This is a genomic window from Thermofilum sp. (genome assembly GCA_038741495.1).
Taxonomy (GTDB): Archaea; Thermoproteota; Thermoprotei; order Thermofilales; family Thermofilaceae; genus Thermofilum.
On sequence record JAVYKX010000001.1, the window covers coordinates 619,434 to 633,632 of the forward strand.

Below are 14,199 nucleotides of genomic sequence, written 5' to 3' on the forward strand. Positions count from 1 at the left end.
GCTCTAAGCTTCGCTCCACCATCCTGTAGGGTTCACGAGCTTCACGCCGTGCTCTCGGCATATCCGCTCGAAGTGGGGGTCTGTCGAGTAGACGGCTTCGACGAAGCTCTTGACTGGGATGAAGCAGAGGTAGTCCCAGACGTGGATGCCGGTCCGCGAGCTCTCCCTCAGAGCCTCCCTGTAGTGCGCCAGCGTCACGGGAACCTTAACGATGGAGGGATCCTCCACGATCTCGCCGACTAGAGCTGCCGCCTCCCCAGCCGGCACCCTCACTCCCCTGAACGCGAGCACGTGGTAAAGCTCAGCTAGCTGGTGTAGCGACATGTAAACCTTTAGGCGCGCGAACTCTTCGGTGAAAAACCTTCTAGCCAGCTCGTGAGCTTTCAAAGCCTCCTCGTAGCTCTCAACGCTGGGGAAGCGCTGAGGGTGAGGCTTCTTCTTCGCGAGAACCCACAGCTGAGTATCAACCATAGCTCTCAAAAGCTACCCCCCAGGTCCTCGTAACCGTACTCGGCGTAGTCCTCGGGCCCGGCCCCCTCGACGGGCTTGAGCAGCAGCTGGAGAAGCCGCTCCCTGCCGCGAGCACCACCGCTAAGGTACAGGAGGATAGCGTCGACCAAAACCTCTCTCACGCTCCTACCCTCTTCCGCAGCCCTCTTCTTCAGCTCAGTGTAGAGATCCCTCGGTAGCACGAAGCTCGTCTTCACGCTCACACCTCAGCGACGCCCGCTACAGTAATAAGCTTTGCTTTCTAGCTTTAAAGCTGTAAATAAGGTTGAGCAGCCCCTAGCCGGCACTCTGCCCGCAGGGAGCTGCTGGGAGCGCCGCAGGGCCGCACTGCAGGCACGCAGCGTTGCTCGAAAGCCCGGGGGAAGGTGGTGAAGGCTCGGGCCCCCAGCGCTCGCCTGCCAAGAGCGCGGTGAAGTTTCCCTAGCACTAGCGTGCGCTAGCCCGCGACTGGGAGAGAGAAAAAGGAGTCCCCCCGGCTAGCGGCGCCTGAGGAATAAGATAACTGCGAGGAGCAGAGCCGCTGCTAGGGCTGCTGCGCCAGCGTAAGCCAGCAGGCTGTCTAGCTGAGGCGCTTCAACCTCTTCGGCGCGGTAGGGGATCCGCTCGAACGCCTCAAAGCTCATCAGCTGCGGTGGAGCTTTCACGCACCTCACGAGCAGAGCTCCCTCGACTGAGCTGTAAGGCTTCCAGCCGTCGCTCCACACGAGCCTAGAGTTCCAGCCCGCGAAGCCTACCTGCGCTGCCTCGGCGATAGCTTCAACGTCCCCGCTGCTCAGACCTGATATGACACCTGTGCTGCTCAACCACTCGAGCTCTGCTTTGAGAGCTGCTACCATCTCATCCCTACTGACATCGTAGGCTGGGACTACCTTCACCCCCTCAGTCCCAGAGGGCTCGAGAGCACAGGGGAGGCCGAGCGCTTTAACCAGCTTCTCGACTTCCTCTAGCGCGCGGCTCAGGCTCCCCTCCCCCTCCACTCTAGCTGTGAGCGACCTGCGCGTAAAAGAGACTTTCACCTCGAGCCCGTCCACGGCTTTAGATATCGTTGCGCCGAAGAACGCCCTCTCCTCCGTCTTCCAGCCGGCGGCAGCTTGGTCGAGGATCACGCCCTTCACGCGAACCAGAAACTTCCCGCTCACCTTCTCCGAGCTCACCCAGCTGACTACAGCCTTGACCCTGTAAGCGCCTGGCTCGGCTGACATGGGCTCGTCGAAGCCGGGGATAACCATAGCTACTCGAACGCAATCCCCACCGTGCGCGGCGAAGCAGGGCGTCGTGACGCGGTACGAGGCCCGGTCGCCCTGCAGCTCGAGCACACCGCTAGCTGAGAGCTTTAGCGGCTTCTGAGCGCTCACCTCAAGCGCGGGCTCGAATAGGAGCACAGCTGGCCCTTTAAGGTAGAGCTCGCCGAGGTCTAAACTCACCTCGCCTTCACCAGCATCCAGCTCCACCTCTAGAGGTCCGAGAACGGTTACGGTTGCGAGCTCTACGCCGCACGAGTAGGCTTGCTGCAAAACCGTGCGCAGAGGCACCTGGACCCGGACCCCCAGGAACTTCCCACTCCAAGGGGGAAGCTCCAGCTCCGAGAGGGCGACCAGGAGCCTGCTGTCTACAGGGCTCCTGTAGGCGTAGACGCCTGGCTCCACCTGCTCTACGCGGAGCTTCGAAAGATCGTAGGTAACGTTAGGCTTGTTGAGTACAACTTCAACAGCGTAGAGGTCGGCTTGCGAGAAGCACGCTAGCACAGAGACGGCCGAGAACAAGAGCGCTGCTAAGAGAGCGAGCGCCGCTTTCCCCAGCTTCTTGCTTTCCGCCATCAAACTATCTGGGCAGCCCCTCGCTAAACGTCTAAGCTGTGAACATCCCTGTCCAACAAGCCGAACACTTCGAGGCTGGCGTAAGCCCCCAGCAGGTGCCCGCTAGCCCGCTGGGCCTCGAAAGCGGAGAAAGACAAGCCACCGGATTCTCGCGCGGGTACCAGCTCCCCTAAGAACTCTGCTGCCCGCTCCTAGGCTTCAGGAAGGATCTCGCGCCCAGGAACGAGAAGCCGAGGATTAGGAGTGCGGCACCGCACAGGTAGAAGAGGAGCTGGAGGAGCTCTAGCACCTTCGGTGTGAAAACCTTCGGGTACTGTGACGCGAGGTAGCTTCCGAAAGGCGTTAACCCGATCGCTACCCCGGTCAGCAGCGCGGCTAGCCCTGGAGCTATGAAGGCTAGGGCGAACGTCGTCCTCGGCAGCTCCTCCCTGAGCGAGTGTGCTCTTATACTCTCGGGGACGATCCCGGGGAAGGCTGCGGCAGCCGCTCTCACGAGGATTGGTGTGATGGTGAGGACGAAGGGGAGCATTGTGACGAACCAGTACGCTGTCAAGCCTATGGAGACCGCTACCAGGGACTCGAAAGGCATCTGCAGCGATTGCGTGAAGAGCACTTTGTAGAGGAAGATGTAGAGGAAAGCTACGACAGCGTTCCCGACGGCGAGCGCCAGGTTCGAGGCGAGAATGAACCTTCCCCAGGTGAACCTCTTCCTCAGCATGTAGCCGAGCACGTAGAATCCGGCAAAGTTCCCCGGCACAGCTGCCAGGAGGCTTCCCATGTAGAGCGTCCCATGCTTAACAGAGTCGCAGATCAGAGTCCCGATGGCGGCTCCCATGCCACCGACCCAGGGGCCGAAGACCGTGGCAAAGAAAGCTGGGATGAGGACCGCTGGGCGGAACTGGCCGAAGCCCCAGGGCGAGGGGATGTACGCTGTAGCATAAGCGCCGATAGCGTAGAGGGCAGCGCAGAAAGACGTGAGAGAGACTTTCAGAGACATCGGTAGCCTACGCTCCCCAGAGTCTTCCACCACGGCAGCACCCCTGCGGGAACTCGGACCCCTATCCAAACGTAGAATTTGCGCTAAACATACTTAACACAGTTTAACCAGTTCCCCGCCCGGAGCTCGGTAGCGCTCGGCTTCCGCCCAGAGAGGGAATCGAACCCCGTCCCAGCAGCTCCTCGGGAAGCGCGCAGCTCTTAGAGCCTCCCTCAGCCTAGAGAAAGGTCTTATACCCGCCAACCCTTCTCTACTCTGCTGCGGGATGCCAGCGCACCTCTTCATAACCTGCAGGCTGGGCATGGAGAGAGTTGTCGCGTCGCAGATCCGCGAGCTAGATTCCTCCGCAGAGGTGACTCCGTCGCCGGGAGGCTTCCAGGGCTTAGTGCTCGTCTCGAGCAGCTCGAACCCGGAGCAGCTTCTCGGTAAGATCCTGGCCGAGGTGGTCGAGGTCGAGAGCGCCCACCTCGTGGAGGCTGCCTGCAGAGCCAGCCTAGACGAGATCGTGAGCACTGCACTGAAGCTCGCGGACCGCATCAAGCCTGGGGAGAGCTTCGCCGTCCGCACTGTGAGGAGGGGGAAGCACAGCTTTACTTCGCTCGACGTGAACGTTGCGGTGGGAGCTGCGCTTAAAGAGCGCACCGGCGCCCCCGTAGACCTCGAGAACCCTGACAAAGTGCTCTTCATCCAGATCCTTCAGGACGACGCGTACCTCTACGTTGCGAGCGGCGGGGAGCTGAGGAGGAAGATGGGGCCCGGCAAGTACCCCATGTACGAAGTCTTCAAGAGGCTTGTCGTCGCGCACGAACCCTACCTCGGGCCTCCCGAAGCAGCGTACACGATGGGCACCAGGGTCGGGAGAGAGGTACAGGTCTTCGAGGTCGGGAAGCTCTACGTCACCCCGATCGGCCCCGTCGAGGCGGAGCCGCTCTACCACTTCCTAAGGGGGCTGTTCGAAGGGGCGAGATCGAGGTACGAGGTGCAGAAGAGGAGCTACGGGAGGGGAGTGCACCTCACCCAGGTCTACGTCCAGGACATGTACCAGTTCGTCCGCTCCCGCCTCGGGAAGCCGCTCGTGATCTGCGAGCCGGAGGGCGAGCCTGTCTCCCGCGTTGCAGACGAGCTGGCCGACTTCCTGCTGAAAAGCTTGAAGAGCGGTAAGGAAGTCGCCCTGATGGTCGGGGCGCGGGAAGGCGTCCCCACGGGGCTCTTCCGGTACGCTGACTACGTGGTCGACTTTGCCCCTGGAATCGTCGTCTCGACGGAGTTTGCTCTCTCCTCGGCGCTGATCGCCATCGCCACCGTGATCCACGAGAAGCTGGCCTCCGAGCTCTCCGAAGCGTAGGAGCGGCTTTCAAGATTCACTCACAGCTCGCTGAAGCCCAGCCCGCGCAGCGGCTGTTCTGCACCACCTCACTAGCGAGAAGAGGTCCTTCGGGTTCTCCACGCTCGGGACGAGGGGGAGCTCCCTGCCCAGGCCGTGCTTGAGCGCGAGCTCGTACAGGTATGTGAGCGCGGTGTAGTCTTCTGGAGCCACCCCAACCGAGTCGAAGACCGTCACCTCGTTCTCGTCGACTCTACCGGGCTTGAGGCCGGACACCACCTCCCAGAGCTCCCCGTAAACGTATTCTCTCCCCACGTTCTGCACCTCCCCCTCCACCAGGGCCTGGTCGAGCAGCTCGACAACCACCTTAGCGCTTCTCAAGATCTCCGGGTCGAGCTCCGTCTTCCCGGGCGCGTCGCCGCCTACGGCGTTGATGTGCAAGCCAGGCTGAACCCAGTTTTTCTCGACGACCCTCTGCCTCCCCCTCCGGGCGGTCGCGGTGATGAGGACCTCTGCCTCCCTAGCGACCTCCCTGCCGCTCGAAGCTGGGAGCAGCTCGAAGCCGAAAACCCTCATGTTCTCTTCGAACTTCCTCATGGCTGCCCGGTCCACGTCGTAGAAGACCACCCTCTCGATAGGTAGGACACGGCTCGCGGACAAGCAGAGGAACTCTGACTGGGACCCTGTGCCGATGATGCCGAGAACCCTGCTGCTCCTCCTAGCCAGGTGCTTCGAGGCGACAGCGCTGACCGCCCCTGTCCTGAAGGCTGTGAGCAGCGTAGCGTCCGCGATCATCACGGGGTACCCGGTCTCCACGTCGGCCAGGACCCCGAGGGCAGCCACGGTGAGCAAGCCCCGGCTCGGGTTGCGGGGGTGGCCGTTCACGATCTTCACAGTGTACCAGCGGTGATCGCTCGCGGGCATGGCCTCCATAACCCCTGTCTCGTAGCTGAAACTGACGCGGGGGACTACGATGAGCTCCCTCCACCTCCTGAAAACTTCCTCTAAGCGGAGCACTAGACTGTCGATGAAGCGCTCCAACCCCTCCGCTCTAACTAGCTCCACCACATCGGGCGCCGCGAGGACTAGGACTGACACCGTCTCCGTGGCCCCCTAGGCTTTATATGCCGATCTGCCGGCGAGCTGACACCTTTTCAAGCACAGCCCGCGGCCGCGAGCCGGCGCTGATGCGCAGCACTCACCCGCGCCTCGCGCTCTCGAAGAGCTCGTGAAGCTTTTCGAAGCTGCCCTTGTACGGCTCGCGGGGGACACCTACCGGGTAGATGTAGAGCGGGGCCTCGCCGGGCTCAGCGGAGATCACTTCGGCGACGGCAGCGTCGTCGAAAGCGCCTACTGCTACTGTGCCTAGGTTGAGCGCAGCTGCCATCAAGTAGATGTTCTGGCCCGCGTGGCCAGCCTCCATATACACGTACCTCTCACCACGCTCACCGTACACTCTGGTCGTCCTCTCGAAAACGGCGCATATCACGAGCGATGCAGGCGCGCTGCGCACCCACTCCTGCCTCAGCGAAGCGCTCCAAAGGCCGCTCCTAGCATCGCCCAGCTTAACCAGGACCAGCGAGTGGCGCAGGGGGTTGTACTTGTAGACGCCGGCCGGAAGGAAGCTGGCCCCGTTCTTCACACCCCGCTCGCCAACCACCACGTAAACTTCCAGCGGGTACGTTGCGCCAGCGCTGGGGGCTGTTCTGCGGTACCACGCGGTGCGCTCGGTAACTCCCTGAGCAGCCCAGAGGATAGCCGCAAGGTCCTCGATGTCTAGGGGCTCCTCCCGCCACGCTCTCACGCTCTTCCGGCTCAGTAAAGCCTCCTCCACGCTGACCCCGCTCCTAGCTCTGGGGAGCGGAAGCAGGATCTCACTGCCTACCGCTGCTGCAGGCACAGCCACATCCCCGGCAGCCTCTCCGGCGGCTGGCCCCTCAGCCGGCTTAGTGAGCAGTGCAAGAGCTGCTAGCAGAACGGTAGCCACCGCTAAAACCGCTGCCGCGAGCTTCAGTCGCGTAGAAGGCGGAGCCGCGAGCATCCCCTCCTACACTTGCGCGAGCCAGGTTTATCTACTCATCACTCGCAGAAAGGTCACCGGATTCTAACGGGAATTCGGTGAAAAACGCGGCACGCCGAATCCCGGCTCCCAGCCTGACCGCCGGCTTCAGTGCTGAGCCATCTGGCGGATCTGAGGCTTACTGCTCCTGTCGGCGTAGTTGAAAGTGTAGAACTTGGGCTTGAGAGCCTTAACGATGTGCTCGAAAGCTCTGAAGGGGTCGCTCTTCTCCCCGCACGTGTAGACGTCGACGGTGGCGTAGCGGTACTCGACCCAGGTGTGTACTGCGATGTGGCTCTCCAGGATCAGCGCCACGACCGAGACGCCACCCTTCTCGCCCCCAAAGCTCCAAGACCTAAGGTCCCAGAGCGTCATGTTGCCCAGCGCAGCAGCTTCCTTGACAACTTCTTTGAGCTTCTCCTCGTCTGCAGCGATGGATAAGTCCACGTCGTACAGGTTCCCGTAGACGTGCTTACCCACCACTCCCGGCTTATCCTCTTCAGGCATCTCTCCTGTCGCGCGGCACGTTCAACGCTAAAGGATTTTTAAACGTTTCGCAGTCAGGTGCGGGAGCGCAGCCTGCTCCCGGCTGCGCCGCGAGCCGTACTACAATGCTTTTATAGGCGCTTTCGCCCGCTCTGCGGGCGAAGCCCTGTGCTCGAGTTCACCTCTGGAGGTCACAGAGTCGTCGTGTTCAGAGACCTCACACCCGAAGGCCAGGTTCAAGCGAACCAAGTCGTCTTCGTCGATGAGGGGGAGGGGCTCCTCGCCGACCCCGGCGGCAGGGCTGTCTTCAACAAGCTGATCGCCGAGATAGCGAAAGCCGTGCCAGCGCTCCGGGTGAAGTACCTCTTCTTCTCCCACCAGGACCCCGACATCCTGGGAGCTGCCGCGGCCTGGTACTCCGCTGCCCCCCAGGCGAAGATCCTGATCCCGTCGGTCTGGCAGCGCTTCCTGCCCCACGCTTTCCAGCAGGCAATCGAGGAAAATCGAGTGGTGCCCATCCCGGACGAGGGCGGTACGGTCAAGCTCGGTAGCTGCGAGCTCAAGCTGGTGCCGGCGCACTTCCTGCACTCTCCAGGCAACTTCCAGATCTACGACCCCGTCCTGAAGCTCCTCTACAGCGGGGACCTCTTCGCCTCCTTGCTCCCGGCAGGCTTGGACTACGACTTCGCGGACGACCTGGACTCCCACGTGAAGTACATGGAGGGTTTCCTTAAGCGGTACATCCCGACCCGCCTAGCGATCGAGAGGTGGCTGGAGACGGTGAAGGGGCTTGAGATAGAGGTGATAGTGCCCCAGCACGGCGCACTGATCCGGGGCAGGGAGAACGTGGCGAGAGCGCTGGAGTGGCTGAGCCGCGCGAAAGGCTTCTTCGATGTTTAGCTAGATAAGCGTAAAGCTTCTTTAAAGAGGGCTCCCAGAACACCGCGTGAAAGCCGGCCGGTTAAACCTCCTAGCCATCCTGATGCTCGGCTGGGCTGTAGGAGCGATGTACGCCGGGCTGGTGAGCGGCACGCTGCCCCTCATCCGCGCCGAGCTCGGCCTAACTCCGGAAGAAGCTGGCAGAGTTCTGAGCGCCTGGCTGCTGGGAATGCTCCTCGGAGCCTTCCTCTTCGGCTTCGCAGCCGATAGGGTGGGGAGAAAGGCCGCGCTCGCAGCTGCTGCAGCCTTGATGGGCGTCTTCACCCCTCTCAGCGCAGCCGCGAGGGGCTGGCTAGACCTCGCAGCCTACCGCGTCCTCGCGGGCGCCGGGAACGCCGGCTACATGGTTACCGCCAGCGTGCTTATGAGCGAGTACGCTCCCACGAGCGTGAGGGGGAGGAGCGTCGCCATCCTGGAGAGCGCTTGGGCTCTCGGCTGGCTCGCCGCGCTGCTGCTGTCGAGAGTGCTGGCCCCGCTCTACGGCTGGAGAGCAGTCTTCGCCGCATCCTCCGCTGCACTAGCGCTCGCGCCGGCTCTATACTTCCTCGCCCCCGAGTCTCTCAGGTACCTCGTCGCGCGGGGGAGGCTGGAGGAGGCCCGCTCCCTCGCCGGGAAGATGGGCGTCGAGGTTCCTCGGCCTGAGCCCGTGAGGAGGACGAGCCTCAGGGACCTCGTCAGCAAGCCTTACGCGAGGCGCACGGCAATGCTCTGGGTGCACTGGTTCTGCCTAGTCCTCGCGTACTGGGGGATCTTCCTGTGGCTTACCGACATCCTGCACGCGCGGGGCATCCCCTTCGTGAAGAGCCTCGACTACTCGATCGCGATCACGCTCGCCCAGATCCCAGGCTACCTCTCCGCAGCCTACCTCATCGAAACCCTCGGCCGGAGGTGGTTGCTCGCAGGATACATGCTCGGCGCCGGCACTGCTAGCGCTCTCATGTGGCTCTCCACCTCCGAGCCGGAAGTCCTCCTGTACGGCTCCCTCGTCTCCTTCTTCAACCTCGGAGCCTGGGGGATCACCTACGCGTACACGCCGGAGCTCTACCCTACAGCGCTCAGGGGCACTGGCAGCGGCTGGGCTAACTCGTTCGGCCGGGTAGGCGGCATCCTCGGCCCCTACATCGCGGGCGTGCTGATGCAGGCTTACGGAGACCCGCTCGCCCCCTTCCTGCTCTTCGCCGCAGTCCACGTCATCTCCGCGGCAGTCGTGGGAGCCCTGGGCGTAGAGACCAAGGGCAAGCCGCTGGAGGAGCTCGTAGAGTAGCTTCCTCCCCACCTCTGCTGGCCTCCTCTTTTTTATACTCGGCACGTCTTCTACGTAGCGTGGAGCCTAACCTGCTGAGGAAAGCGGTAGAAGCCATGTCCAGAGGCCCCTTCACAAGCGACTCACTAGCTCGGGAGCTGGGCATCCCAGCCCGAGAGGCGGAAGCCTTGATCGGGGCGCTCCTCGCCCACGGGTACCTGCGGGAGGTCGAGTGGTCTACGTGCGCGTCCTGCCCCCTGAGCGGGAGCTGCACGGCGAGAAACCTGAAAGGGGTCAAGGTGTACGAGCTGACGGGTAAGGCCGCCAAGCTCGGGAAGCCAGTTAGCCCAGGCTAAAATTTAATTAAGAGGCAAGATCCCAGAGAATTGTGCCCGTTAGAGGAGAGGACTACCTCGCGCTCCTGTACCGCTTGAAGGAGCTGGGAGTCGAGGCGCGGCTCAGCGTGATCTCTAGGGAGCTGGGGGTCCGCGCGCCCTCAGCGCTGCGCGAGCTCTCGAGGCTCGAGAGCCGGGGGCTCGTCTCCAAGAGCAAGCCGATCTACTTCCTCACAGAGGCAGGGCTCGAGGTGGCGGAGCAGGTAGTGCTGAGGCACAGGGTTCTCGAGCGCTTCCTGGCGGACGTTCTGAAAGCCGACCCCTACAGAGCGCACAGCATAGCGCACCAGCTGGAGCACGCGGTCGAGTTCGCGGAGTTGGTGGACGCGCACATCGGCAGCCCGAGCTTCTGCCCCCACGGGAACCCGGTGCCCGGGAGAGCCTCCACGAAGGTTGTCCCGCTCACCGAGGCAGGAGTCGGGATGCACAGGCTTGCAAGGATCGGGGAGCTCAAAGCTTCCCTCGAGTGGGTTAGGACACTTAAGCTGCAGCCAGGCCGGCCTATCGCGGTCAAAAAGGTTGAGCGCGGCGGAGTGGTCGTGGAGTGGTCCGGGGGCACCTACACGCTGCCGCTACCGGCCGCGAGGCTCCTCTTCGTGGAGAAGAGGTGAGGGCTTTGGCGACTCTCGACGAGGTTCCCGAAGGATCGAGGGCCGTGGTCGTGGACGTGGCGGAGCAGGGCTGGGGGTTGAGGAAGCGCTTGCTCGAGATGGGGCTCGTCCCCGGGACGACGGTGGAAGTCGTCAGGAACAGCAGGGGGCCGATCCTGGTCAGGGTGAGGGGGGCGACTCTAGCCCTTGGGAGGGGGCTCGCGAGGAAGATCGTCGTAGAGGTGGCGGAAGGTGCTAGCGTGCAGCCGTGACCCTGCTGAGCCACGCCTGGAAGGCGCTGCGCGCGTAGCGGTAGTGGGCAGCCCCAACGTGGGCAAGTCCACGCTCTTCACCAGGCTGACAGGCCGGGTAGCGCACATCGCTAACTGGCCTGGAACCACGGTCGAGCGCAAGGAAGGGTTGCTGAAGCTCGACGGGAAGACAGTCGTCCTGGTCGACACGCCCGGCGTGTACTCGCTCGCCGGCATCAGCGAGGAGGAGCGCATCACCCGCGACTACCTCTTGAGGGGGGACTGGGACGCTGTCCTCGTGCTTGTCGACGCGGTAGCCCCGGAGAAGACGCTCTACATGGCTCTCCACGTGCGAGAGCTGACGGGGCGGGTGGTCGTCGCGCTGACGAAGTGGGATGAAGCGCACGCGAGAGGGGTGCACGTGCACGTCGACCAGCTTGAGAGGGCTCTCAAGGCTCCCGTGATCCCGGTCTCGGGGGTCACGGGGGAAGGGCTCAGCGAGCTGCGCCGCGCTATAGCGGAGGTGGTGGAGGCTGGGGGTGCGGAGCCGCTGGTCATCGACTACGGTGTTCTCGAGCGGGCGATCTCGGAGCTCGCGCGAGACCTCAGCGGGCTGGAAGTGGAGTTGAGGGCCCCGCCCCGCTGGATCGCTGTAAAGCTTCTCGAAGGTGATGAGTACGCTCTGAGAGCCGTCCTGAGAGCTGGGGGGAGCCGCATCGTCGAGAAGGCTGAGAAGCTTAGGCAGGAGCTGCAGCGCTCAGGGGTGGACGTGGAGGAAGCTGCTATCGCGGCTAGGTTCAGGTTCGTCGACTCGGTGTGCAGGAAGGCGGTGGTCCGCCTACTCCTGCGGGAGCGGCGGGGGCTGCTGGAGAGGGTTCTCCTCCACCCTGCTGCCGGGCCCTTCGCCTCGCTCGCCCTCCTGCTCTCGCTGTTCACGGTAGTCTTCGCGGTTAACACCGGGTTCCCTCTCACGCTGATCCTGGAGCAGCTGGGCTTCTCGGAGCTGGCGGAGTCGGTGGAATCCTACACGCTATCCGGCCTCATCTCGAGCCTTTTCGACAGCCTTTCGCGAGCCCTGGATCGGGCTCTAGCCGAGGCGGGCGTCAGCGGGCCGCTAGCGGGCATCCTGGTGGAAGGCTTCCTGCCGGGTGCTGCGCTGGTGCTCACCTTCTTCCCGCTAATCTTCACAGCGCTGTTCATCCTAGCTTTCCTTGAGGATAGCGGCGTAGGCCCGCTCGCAGCAGTATCGCTCCATAACACGCTGAAGCGCGCCGGCCTATCCGGGCGCGCGATCTACCCTATGCTCATCAGCCTCGGCTGCAACGTCCCCGGAGTTCTCTCCACTAGAGCCAGCACCGACGCCACCGAGAGGCTCGAGCTGATCTTCAGCATCCCCTTCATCCCATGCCAGGCGAGGCTAGTAGTGCTCCTCGCTTTCGCAGCCGCGTACTTCGGGGGAGGCTTCCAGGCTCTAGCCCCCCTCGCGCTGGTCTACGCAGCTTCCTTCACCATGCTCTTACTCACGTCGCTGGCGATCCGCAAGCTCCGCGGCGCCCGGGAACCCCCCGAGCTGCTGCTAGAGCTCCCGCCCCTCCACAAGCCCTCGCTGAAAGTCCTCTGGTGGATCACGTGGGACTACGTGAAGCATTTCCTCAAGCGCGCCGGCTTCATAATCTTCGTCCTGGGCGTTGCTCTCTGGGGCTTAACCTCCTACGGGCCCCACGGCCCGGCGAGCACCCCCGCGGAGAGCTTCGCAGGGATCCTCGGCAAGCACCTCTCGCCCATCATGCTCCCCTTCGGCGTCCACGGAAGCGCCGCTGAAGCGCTCGCCTTCGCGATGCTAGCCGGCCTCCTGGCGAAGGAGGTTGTCCTGCTCTCCCTCGTCGGCTTCACCGGGGCAGCCGGCCCCCTCGAGGCTCTCTCATCCCTCGGCCTGACGGGAGCGCAGGCCCTCGCCCTCATGGTCTTCTACACGACCTACATGCCCTGCTTGGCGACGCTGTCAGCTGTGTACAGCGAGACAGCGAGCCTGAAGCTAACCCTAGCCGCCCTCGCCTGGTCCCTCGCGGCCGCCCTCGCGGCGAGCCTGCTAGCCTACGCTCTAGGGCTCGCTCTCCTCGGCTGAGCTGCGGCTTTCGCGAGCGGCTACCTGCCGCGCACCACCACCCGGAGCTTCACCTGCAAGTTCTCCACAACCAGGTAGAGCCTGCCCGTCCGGGCCGCCGGGTTCGGCTTAGGCCAGTAACCCTGCCCCCTCACCCAGCCCTCAGGGACCTCGAGCGCGCCCTCACCCCTCACCAAGAGCACGCGGAAGTAGCTGCCCGCCGCGAGAGCTTCCGCGGAGCTGCACCCCCTGATGAGCTGCGGGCTCTCGCTCACGACCACGAAGACGCCAGCGAAGGGAGCACTAGTGTAGTTGCGCTCAACCCACACCTCCACCGTTGCGTTAACCCAGCCCTCGGGAAGCTCGATGAACATCGAGCTGCGCCCCAGCGCGCTGACACGCCACGCTCCACCGCCAAGGTACTCGACCGCCGCCGACCACCCGCCGAGCTCGTCGGGGTAAAGGGTAGCGGGCACCTCTACACCACCAGCCAGCACAGCGCCGCGGAGGAGCAGCAGAGACCCCTCCTTCGTCCTGACCGCGACCACGGCCCTGAGGGTAGTGTTGGCGAGAACCTGGACAGTAGCGTTGGGAGGCAGCGTGCCGCTCGCCACGCCCGTGGAAGCATCAGAGAGGACTATCCAGCGCTCTACGCACGCAACCCCTCCACCGCTCTCCCTGCAGAGCGCCATGACGCTTACCCTCTCGCCCAGCCCGACATTCAGCGTAGCGGAGCCGTTCACCTCACGCTCCCAACCCTTCCCCGCGGCGAGCACGGTCAGCCCGCCAGCATCCACGTGAAGCGCAGCTAGCCTCGGCTTGAAAACGGCTTTCAGCGCAGTGCTGCCCCTCACCTTCATAAGCAACGGCTCCGAGCCAGCCGGGCGCCTCGACCCGTTCACGTACAGCTCTACCTCTACGTGCTCCGGCGCTTCTAGAAGGATAACCAGCGTAGAGCCCGGCTCCACCTCGAGCACACCACCACTAACCACGCTCCCGTTAACCAGGACACGCCCCTCCCCCACAACCTCAACCCGGACGCTGACCGTCGGAGCCCGCTCGGAAAGCCTCAAGGAGAGCGGGAGAAGCGTGAGAAGCACAGCAGCCACAAGCACCAGAGCCGCAAGCCGCCTTACGCGCACACCCAGCCACCCGCACCTCCACGAGCCAGAAAACCCGCTTATATCCCTGCCAGCAGCCCAGCGGATCAAGGCCGCAAAACCTCCGCGCGCCACAAGCTCCCAGCAGTCGCCGAGCCTAACCTCCCACCCAAACTAGCGTGATAGAGCAGAGGAGGAGTGGCCCTGGGAAGGTGTGCGGCCCCGCCCGGGCACCGTAGGGGAAAAGCGGGCTTTCCTCCTTCAGAGGTTTCGGCGGAGGGCCAGCAGTTTCCCTGAAGCCTCCTCCCGTTGCGTATCACTCAGCCAGCCCACCTAGGTCGCTAAAACTTGCAGAGATTGAGAGCGGGAAAACCCTAGCATTAA

15 protein-coding genes are annotated in these 14,199 nt (G+C 63.5%); 7 read left to right on the forward strand and 8 right to left on the reverse strand.

The window, feature by feature from the left end:
* Positions 1 to 3: 3 nt before the first annotated feature.
* The 4 genes from QXU72_03570 to QXU72_03585 all read right to left on the reverse strand — a co-directional run bounded on the left by QXU72_03570 (position 4) and on the right by QXU72_03585 (position 3,357).
* Positions 4 to 480, reverse strand: coding sequence for a hypothetical protein (locus QXU72_03570; protein ID MEM0494335.1), 477 nt, complete (start codon positions 478 to 480; stop codon positions 4 to 6).
* Positions 477 to 713 (reverse strand): hypothetical protein, encoded by a 237-nt coding sequence (locus QXU72_03575; GenBank protein MEM0494336.1) that lies wholly within the window; start codon positions 711 to 713, stop codon positions 477 to 479. Before QXU72_03575 ends, QXU72_03570 begins: the two co-directional genes overlap by 4 nt.
* A 273-nt stretch (positions 714 to 986) precedes the next feature.
* Positions 987 to 2,327: a hypothetical protein gene (locus QXU72_03580; protein ID MEM0494337.1), complete on the reverse strand. Its 1,341-nt coding sequence runs from the start codon at positions 2,325 to 2,327 to the stop codon at positions 987 to 989.
* Positions 2,328 to 2,496: 169 nt separating this feature from the next.
* On the reverse strand, positions 2,497 to 3,357 hold the full coding sequence (locus tag QXU72_03585) for an ECF transporter S component (protein MEM0494338.1): 861 nt from the start codon (positions 3,355 to 3,357) through the stop codon (positions 2,497 to 2,499).
* Positions 3,358 to 3,589: 232 nt separating this feature from the next.
* On the opposite strand from QXU72_03585, the gene QXU72_03590 reads away from it, so the two are divergent.
* A complete protein-coding gene (locus tag QXU72_03590) occupies positions 3,590 to 4,669 on the forward strand; it encodes an SPOUT family RNA methylase (GenBank protein ID MEM0494339.1) in 1,080 nt (359 codons plus the stop codon).
* 9 nt (positions 4,670 to 4,678) lie between these two features.
* Here the strand turns inward: QXU72_03590 and QXU72_03595 are convergent, their stop codons facing one another.
* The 3 genes from QXU72_03595 to speD all read right to left on the reverse strand — a co-directional run bounded on the left by QXU72_03595 (position 4,679) and on the right by speD (position 7,214).
* Positions 4,679 to 5,746 (reverse strand): ornithine cyclodeaminase, encoded by a 1,068-nt coding sequence (locus tag QXU72_03595; GenBank protein MEM0494340.1) that lies wholly within the window; start codon positions 5,744 to 5,746, stop codon positions 4,679 to 4,681.
* Between the two features lie 100 nt (positions 5,747 to 5,846).
* Entirely contained in the window at positions 5,847 to 6,635 is a 789-nt protein-coding gene (locus QXU72_03600; protein MEM0494341.1) for a SagB/ThcOx family dehydrogenase, read from the reverse strand.
* A 180-nt stretch (positions 6,636 to 6,815) separates the two neighbouring features.
* Positions 6,816 to 7,214, reverse strand: coding sequence for an adenosylmethionine decarboxylase (gene speD / locus QXU72_03605; protein MEM0494342.1), 399 nt, complete (start codon positions 7,212 to 7,214; stop codon positions 6,816 to 6,818).
* Positions 7,215 to 7,361: 147 nt separating this feature from the next.
* On the opposite strand from speD, the gene QXU72_03610 reads away from it, so the two are divergent.
* The 6 genes from QXU72_03610 to feoB are packed head-to-tail and all read left to right on the forward strand — an operon-like array spanning position 7,362 to position 12,736.
* Entirely contained in the window at positions 7,362 to 8,093 is a 732-nt protein-coding gene (locus tag QXU72_03610; protein MEM0494343.1) for an MBL fold metallo-hydrolase, read from the forward strand.
* Between the two features lie 46 nt (positions 8,094 to 8,139).
* Positions 8,140 to 9,396, forward strand: coding sequence for an MFS transporter (locus tag QXU72_03615; GenBank protein MEM0494344.1), 1,257 nt, complete (start codon positions 8,140 to 8,142; stop codon positions 9,394 to 9,396).
* A 59-nt stretch (positions 9,397 to 9,455) separates the two neighbouring features.
* Positions 9,456 to 9,731, forward strand: coding sequence for a hypothetical protein (locus QXU72_03620; GenBank protein MEM0494345.1), 276 nt, complete (start codon positions 9,456 to 9,458; stop codon positions 9,729 to 9,731).
* A gap of 32 nt (positions 9,732 to 9,763) precedes the next feature.
* Positions 9,764 to 10,381 carry a metal-dependent transcriptional regulator gene (locus QXU72_03625; GenBank protein ID MEM0494346.1) on the forward strand — a complete coding sequence of 206 codons (618 nt, stop codon included), beginning with the start codon at positions 9,764 to 9,766 and terminating at the stop codon, positions 10,379 to 10,381.
* A 5-nt stretch (positions 10,382 to 10,386) separates the two neighbouring features.
* On the forward strand, positions 10,387 to 10,632 hold the full coding sequence (locus tag QXU72_03630) for a FeoA family protein (GenBank protein MEM0494347.1): 246 nt from the start codon (positions 10,387 to 10,389) through the stop codon (positions 10,630 to 10,632).
* Complete coding sequence (feoB, locus tag QXU72_03635) at positions 10,613 to 12,736, forward strand: ferrous iron transport protein B (GenBank protein ID MEM0494348.1); 2,124 nt, start codon at positions 10,613 to 10,615, stop codon at positions 12,734 to 12,736. Before QXU72_03630 ends, feoB begins: the two co-directional genes overlap by 20 nt.
* A gap of 20 nt (positions 12,737 to 12,756) precedes the next feature.
* On the opposite strand, the gene QXU72_03640 is transcribed toward feoB, so the two are convergent.
* Positions 12,757 to 13,857 (reverse strand): hypothetical protein, encoded by a 1,101-nt coding sequence (locus tag QXU72_03640; GenBank protein MEM0494349.1) that lies wholly within the window; start codon positions 13,855 to 13,857, stop codon positions 12,757 to 12,759.
* Positions 13,858 to 14,199 lie beyond the last annotated feature (342 nt).

What these genes read in the sequence shown, in the direction of transcription:
- QXU72_03580 (MEM0494337.1), bottom strand. Translation starts at nt 2,327, where the DNA reads ATGGCGGAAAGCAAGAAGCTGGGGAAAGCGGCGCTCGCTCTCTTAGCA.
- QXU72_03590 (MEM0494339.1), top strand. Translation starts at nt 3,590, where the DNA reads ATGCCAGCGCACCTCTTCATAACCTGCAGGCTGGGCATGGAGAGAGTT.
- speD (MEM0494342.1), bottom strand. Translation starts at nt 7,214, where the DNA reads ATGCCTGAAGAGGATAAGCCGGGAGTGGTGGGTAAGCACGTCTACGGG.